Source organism: Leifsonia sp. YAF41, from assembly GCF_052113185.1.
In the GTDB taxonomy this organism is placed as follows: Bacteria; Actinomycetota; Actinomycetes; order Actinomycetales; family Microbacteriaceae; genus Cryobacterium.
In genome coordinates, this window is the sequence record NZ_JBFRCS010000004.1 from 229,304 (window position 1) to 235,303 (window position 6,000).

The 6,000-nt window shown below is 65.9% G+C and carries 6 protein-coding genes; 2 read left to right on the forward strand and 4 right to left on the reverse strand.

The genetic code is table 11. The features are described 5' to 3' along the window. The first annotated feature begins 198 nt into the window (after positions 1-198). Positions 199-468 (forward strand): DUF6504 family protein, encoded by a 270-nt coding sequence (locus tag AB4Y63_RS05935; protein ID WP_441790118.1) that lies wholly within the window; start codon positions 199-201, stop codon positions 466-468. A gap of 92 nt (positions 469-560) precedes the next feature. On the opposite strand, the gene ku is transcribed toward AB4Y63_RS05935, so the two are convergent. Further along, complete coding sequence (gene ku, locus AB4Y63_RS05940; RefSeq protein ID WP_441790119.1) at positions 561-1,418, reverse strand: non-homologous end joining protein Ku; 858 nt, start codon at positions 1,416-1,418, stop codon at positions 561-563. Between the two features lie 68 nt (positions 1,419-1,486). Here ku and AB4Y63_RS05945 point away from each other — a divergent pair, with 68 nt between their 5' ends. After that, a complete protein-coding gene (locus AB4Y63_RS05945; protein ID WP_441790120.1) occupies positions 1,487-4,099 on the forward strand; it encodes an ATP-dependent DNA ligase in 2,613 nt (870 codons plus the stop codon). 33 nt (positions 4,100-4,132) lie between these two features. On the opposite strand, the gene AB4Y63_RS05950 is transcribed toward AB4Y63_RS05945, so the two are convergent. The 3 genes from AB4Y63_RS05950 to AB4Y63_RS05960 all read right to left on the reverse strand — a co-directional run bounded on the left by AB4Y63_RS05950 (position 4,133) and on the right by AB4Y63_RS05960 (position 5,818). Further along, entirely contained in the window at positions 4,133-4,549 is a 417-nt protein-coding gene (locus AB4Y63_RS05950) for a VOC family protein (protein ID WP_441790121.1), read from the reverse strand. A 92-nt stretch (positions 4,550-4,641) separates the two neighbouring features. Next, positions 4,642-5,139 carry a hypothetical protein gene (locus AB4Y63_RS05955; protein WP_441790122.1) on the reverse strand — a complete coding sequence of 166 codons (498 nt, stop codon included), beginning with the start codon at positions 5,137-5,139 and terminating at the stop codon, positions 4,642-4,644. 118 nt (positions 5,140-5,257) lie between these two features. Further along, positions 5,258-5,818: a hypothetical protein gene (locus AB4Y63_RS05960; RefSeq protein WP_441790123.1), complete on the reverse strand. Its 561-nt coding sequence runs from the start codon at positions 5,816-5,818 to the stop codon at positions 5,258-5,260. Positions 5,819-6,000 lie beyond the last annotated feature (182 nt).

The window sequence follows — 6,000 nt, forward strand, 5'->3', positions numbered from 1 at the left end:
CAGCGAGCGTCTCGAGACCCCGCGAGCGAATCCTCAGACGTAATCGCGTTCGGAGATCGGCTCGCGAGATCTCGAGACACGGCCGACTCCGTCGGGCGCTCCTCGATCAACGGGAGGGTTGCCTCTTGGCGTTTCACGAGCAATGCGCCTATCCTCGTTAACAATCGAACATACATTCGAGTTGATTGAGGAGTCACCATGATCGTCCACACCGCAGATACCGTCACCGTGTGGAGCGAACGCGGCGTTCCCGTGCGGCTCGTCTGGCGCGGCATCCGCTACGTCGTGACCGATACCCCCACTCCGCTCCGCGGCGCTCCCGACTACCTGTTCGACGGAATCACCCACCCGCCCGAACCGATCATCGGCTGGCGCTTCCAGGGAACGTCAGGCACCGGCGATTCACGCGTCTTCGATGTGCGGCGCACCGGTCGCGCCGAATGGGAGCTCGTGCGCGTCTACGACTAGATCGCCGGCATCCGCTCGCGAGCCGTGAGAAATGACTGGATTACTGCGCGAAATAGCGTCTCTTCTCACGGTTCGACGGCGAAGGAACGCGCCTACGCCGACGACTTCTTCGACTTCGCGGCCCCGCGTGCCGCCCGTTTCTTCTCGATCGGAGTCTTCTCGCCCGAGCGGCTGCGCTCGACGCTGCGGCGCAGTGCCTCCATCAGGTCGAGAACCTCGCCTTGCCCGCCCTCGCCGGTGTCGGCACCCACCGTTTCCTCGAACTTCACGGTGTCGCCGGCCGCCAGTTTCGCCTCGATCAGGTCGCGCAACTGCACCTGGTAGTCGTCGGTGAACTGTTCCGGCGCGAAGTCGGCAGCGAATGACTCAACCAGGGCTTGCGACAACTCCAGCTCTTTGTCGGAGACCGAGACGCGCTCATCCAGCGCCGGAAAGCTCGCCTCCCGCACCTCGTCGTCCCAGAGCAGGGACTGCAGGAGCAGCACGTCGCCGTGCACTCGCAGTGCGCCCAAGCGCGTCTTCTGCCGCAGCGCGAAATGCACGATTGCCGTGCGGTCGGTGGCTTCGAGCGTGCGTCGCAACAGCACATACGCCTTCGACGATTTGCCGTCGGGGGCCAAGTAGTAGCTCCGTTCGAAGATGATCGGGTCAATCTGCTCGTTGGGCACGAACGACACGACGTCGATCTCCCGGCTGCGTTCCTCGGGCAGCGACTTGAAGTCGGCGTCGGTGAGAACGACGGTCCCTTCCGCGCTCTCGAACGATTTGTCGATGTTCTCGTAGGCCACGATTTTGCCGCAAATTTCGCAACGACGTTGATAACGGATGCGCCCGCCGTCGGCGTCGTGCACCTGATGCAGCTCGATGTCGTGATCCTCGGTCGCGCCATAGACCGCGACCGGCACGTTGACGAGCCCGAAGGTGATGGCGCCCTTCCAAATCGATCTCACGGTTCAAGTAGACACCGATGCCGGGCTGCTCGCTAGGTTTCCCGGGCAGCCGGGAGCATGCTTGCTGCATGGGCGCCACGGGGCAGCACACGAATGATGCGCACGCGGCGCACCAGACGCAGACGGTGACCGTGGACGGCCACCGCCTGAAGCTGACCCACCTCGACAAGGTGCTGTACCCCGAGACCGGTACCACCAAAGCCGATGTGCTCGGCTACTACGCCGAGATCGCCGAGTTTCTGATCACTCACGCCGCCCACCGCCCGGCTACCCGCAAACGCTGGGTGCACGGCGTCGGAACCGCCAAGCATCCCGAGCAGTCGTTCTTTCAGAAGAACCTCGACGAGGCCACTCCGTCGTGGGTCACGCGGCGGTCGATCCAGCACTCGGATCACGTCAACGAGTACCCATTGGTGAACAACCTCGCGACCCTGACCTGGCTCGGCCAGACCGCCGCCCTCGAGATTCACGTGCCGCAATGGCAGTTCGGGCGCGGCGGCGCGCCCCGCAATCCCGACCGGCTGGTGCTCGATCTCGACCCCGGAGAGGGCGTCGGCCTAGTCGAGTGCGCCGACGTCGCCCGCTACGCTCGGGCGATTCTGCGGGAGATGGGCCTCGACCCGGTGCCGGTGACCAGCGGGAGCAAGGGCATCCACCTCTATGCCGCCCTCGACCGGCGTCAGACCTCTGACCAGGTCGCGGATGTCGCCCATGAGCTGGCCCGCGCGCTGGAAGCCGACCATCCCGATCTGATCGTCAGCTCCATGAGCAAGGCGCTGCGGCCCGGAAAGGTGTTCGTCGATTGGAGCCAGAACAACGCGGCGAAGACCACCATCGCGCCCTACTCGCTGCGTGGGCGCGCGCATCCGTTCGTGGCGGCGCCGCGTCGCTGGGGCGAGCTGAAATCGCCCGATCTCGCCCAGCTCGACTACCGCGAGGTGCTCAAGCGGGTCAAGCGGCGAGGCGACCCGCTGGCACGCGTGAGCGAGGCGCCCCAGCCAGCGGATGCCGCGATCTGGATCCCGGGCGCGGTGCCGCTGCCCGCCACGACTCCCGCCGCGGCGCCTTCCGCCGCTCCCGCCGCCAACGTGACCACTACCGATCACGACCCCCTCACCGAGTACCGGTCGAAGCGGAGCACGGCCCCGACCCCTGAGCCGATCCCGGCCGGCGTACCGCCGCCGACCGCTGGCCATTCCTTTGTCATTCACGAGCATGACGCCCGGGTTCTACATTTCGACCTGCGGCTCGAGCACGAGGGAGTGCTCGCCTCGTGGGCGCTGCCGAAGGGAGTGCCCACCGACATGGCCACCAACCATCTGGCGGTGCGCACCGAGAACCATCCTCTGGAGTACGGCGATTTCGAGGGAACCATTCCGGCGGGCGCGTACGGGGCCGGCACCATTCGCATCTGGGACAGCGGCGACTACGAACTCGAGAAGTGGCGCGACACCGAGGTCATCGTCACGCTGCACGGCGAACCGGGCGGCGGCCTGGGCGGAAGCCGCCGGTTCGCGCTGATCAAAACGGGAGGCGGGCAGCCGACCGACAAGAATTGGCTGATCCATTTGATGAAACCTGTCGACGCGACGGCGACGCCGGCGGCCGGCGCCGCGGGCGCTGGCGACGAGGCGTCATCGTGGCACCGCCCTCGCTCCCCGGCATCGCTCCCCCGAAGTCGGCCGACCACGAAACGCTACGCTCCGATGCTCGCGACCTCCGGCACTGAAACGGATGTCCACGAGGGCAACTGGGCGTTCGAGATGAAGTGGGACGGCATCCGAGCCGTGGGCTACCTCTCCCGGGGCGGGTCAGCACCGGGCGTGCGGTTTCTCACCCGCAACGGCAACGACGTCACCGCGTCGTATCCCGAGCTGGTCGACAGCGTGCTCGCCGCGGTCGACCCGGGCGTCGCATCCGCCGTGCTCGACGGGGAGATCGTCGCCCTCGACGTCACCGGACGGCCCGACTTCGGGGTCTTACAGACCCGCATGAAGCTGACTGATCCGATCGATGTGCGGGCCGCCGCGCGGCGCACACCGGTGCGCTACTTTGTTTTCGACCTGCTAGAGCTCGGCGAACAGCCGCTCACTCAAGACAGCTACGACGAGCGGAGACGTGCTTTGGACGCCGCGCTCACGTCAAACGCCGCGGTGCAGGCGCCGCCGGCCTTCGTCGGTGACCTGGCCGCGGCGCTGGACGCGAGCCGCCAGTTTCGGCTGGAGGGAGTGATGGCGAAGGAACGCCAGTCACCGTACGCGGTCGGTCGCCGCTCCCGGCTGTGGATCAAGCTCAAACTGCATCTCACTCAGGAGGTGGTGATCGGCGGCTGGCGGCCGGGCAAGGGGCAACGTGCCGGGATGATCGGCGCGCTGCTGCTCGGCATCCCCGACACCAGCGGCCCCGACAGCGATCTCCTGCGCTTCGTCGGCCGGGTCGGCACCGGATTCAGTGACCGCGATCTCGTCGAGATCGCCGCGCGCCTCACCCCGCTGGCCGAGGCCGGGAACCCGTTTGCCGACATCCCCGAGCTCGACGCGCACACAGCCCACTGGGTGCGTCCGTCGCTGGTCGGCGAGGTTGAGTTTGCCGAATGGACGGCGGCCGGCCGGCTGCGCCACCCCACCTGGCGGGGGTGGCGGCCCGACAAGTCGCCCGCAGAGGTCGTGCCGGAATCCTGACCGGCCGACAAAGGATCGCCGCCGACCTGGCTACTACGCTGCCGGCGTACCGTTGATGTTGACCAGCCAGTTGACGCCGTACTTATCGATGCACATGCCGAAGCTGTCGCCCCACGGCGCCTTCTCGAGCGGAAGGGAGACCACTCCGCCATCCCGCAGCTTGTCCCAGTAGCCCCGCAATTCTGCTTCGTCACCCCCGCTAATCGAGATCGACCCGTTCATGCCCGGGGTGTGCTCCATCTCGTTGGGGGTATCGGCGCCCATCAGACAGAGCCCGCTCTCGGTCAGCAGCTGGGAGTGCATGATCTTGTCTTTCTCGGTGTCGTCGCCCATCTGGTACTCGCCAAATGTGCTGCGCGTCAGCTCACCCCCGAAAACCGAGTGATAGAAATCCATCGCTTCCTGTGCCTTGTCGCGAAAGCTCAGGTAGGGGTTGAGTCGTGTCGTCATCGTTTCGTCTCCTCATTGCGCATCAGTGCGGTGAACCTGTCGGATTGACGTTTTGATTCTGTGCCAGATTGTGCGGATGCGCGAGGGTCTTGTCAGTCTTCTTCGATCTCCGGTCGGCCCTTCGCATCTCCGTGCGCGAGGGCGACGGCCGCGATCGACGTCGCCAGACAGATGATCCCGAGCGGGTTCGCCAACCCGATTGCGATGCCGAGCCCCGGCTCGACTGCCCCACTCACGATTGTCTGCAGTCCCTCCGCCGTGACATCCGGAATCATCAGACCAAGCAGGATGCCTGTGAACCAGGCGATGCAGATCATCGCGACGGTCGAAGGCCGGGTGTTGCGCCCCAGTCGGGCCGTGCGGCTGATGGCGCGCCCGGCGAAGAAGTGAAGTGTCGCGACCAGGAATCCGATCGTGACGACGTAGATCGGGGTCARTGAGCCGCCGATGCCGAAGAGGAATCGGCCGAAACAGATCCAGAGGGCGAGAACGAACCCGCCGAGGGTGACGACGTAGCCGAACGTCGCAGCGCGTGGCGTGAGCGGGGAAGCCGTCGATGTGTCCGGCAACGTGCCGTTGGCGTGTGTCATTGTGGCGTGCCCTCGCGTGAAGTTTGCTCGGCCGTGCTGCCGAGTCAGGTCGGCTTCGCCGTGAGAACGAGGCCGATTCCAGGCTAGCGGAGCTCGAGGGACCGAAGAAGAATGCGAGCTAGGCGCGAGGAGTCTGAGGGTCTACGGCGGGGTCGACTGCCGCTGGGCCAGCGGGATCGGCAGCGTCGACGGCTGCCGGAGCTGCAGCCTCGCGGAACGCGGTCCGCAGCACACTGAAGCAGCCAAGCACTCCGAACAGCAACGCAAGCCCGAAGTCTGGCAGGTAACTACCGAGCACGTCCGGTTCCCCCAACACCGCGAAGAAGTCGCTCCAGAACAGTGGATTGGTGACGAGCGCCATCTGGGTTTCCCCACTCGCCGCGCTGTATCCCTGAAGGGCGTCGAGCACGATCCCCGCGAAGAATGCGAGACCGAGCGTCAGAATCGTGAGTACGGCGATTCGGATAGCTCCTCCACGCGTGACCTGACCCCCTGAGCCCATTCGATAGAGGAACACGGCACCGAGTGCGACACCGAATCCGACAATCGACGCGATGAAACCGAAGTTCCAGAGTATGCACCAGGCGATGACCCCGAGTGGAACGATCGCGAGCGCGAAGATCGTTCCTCGAGTCTCGTCTACTGCGGGCGGTCTCGAACTCTGAGAGTTGTAGGTCATGACGGATGCCTCCCTCCAGGCTCGAGCCACACTATCGGTGCAAGCCGTTGAGCGGCGCTCCCCAATCGGGGCGGATCGCACGGTGCGGCCTCGCGGCGCGCGAGTCGTGACTGCGGGTCGTCGTCGGGTTTGTGTCGGTGGGCGACTAGCGACCAGAGGTTGGCTCGCCGCGCGCCACCACC

Bases quoted from the DNA above. Each gene is read 5' to 3' on its own strand.
- AB4Y63_RS05960 (WP_441790123.1), bottom strand. From the start codon at position 5,818: ATGACCTACAACTCTCAGAGTTCGAGACCGCCCGCAGTAGACGAGACT.
- AB4Y63_RS05950 (WP_441790121.1), bottom strand. From the start codon at position 4,549: ATGACGACACGACTCAACCCCTACCTGAGCTTTCGCGACAAGGCACAG.
- AB4Y63_RS05945 (WP_441790120.1), top strand. From the start codon at position 1,487: ATGGGCGCCACGGGGCAGCACACGAATGATGCGCACGCGGCGCACCAG.
- AB4Y63_RS05935 (WP_441790118.1), top strand. From the start codon at position 199: ATGATCGTCCACACCGCAGATACCGTCACCGTGTGGAGCGAACGCGGC.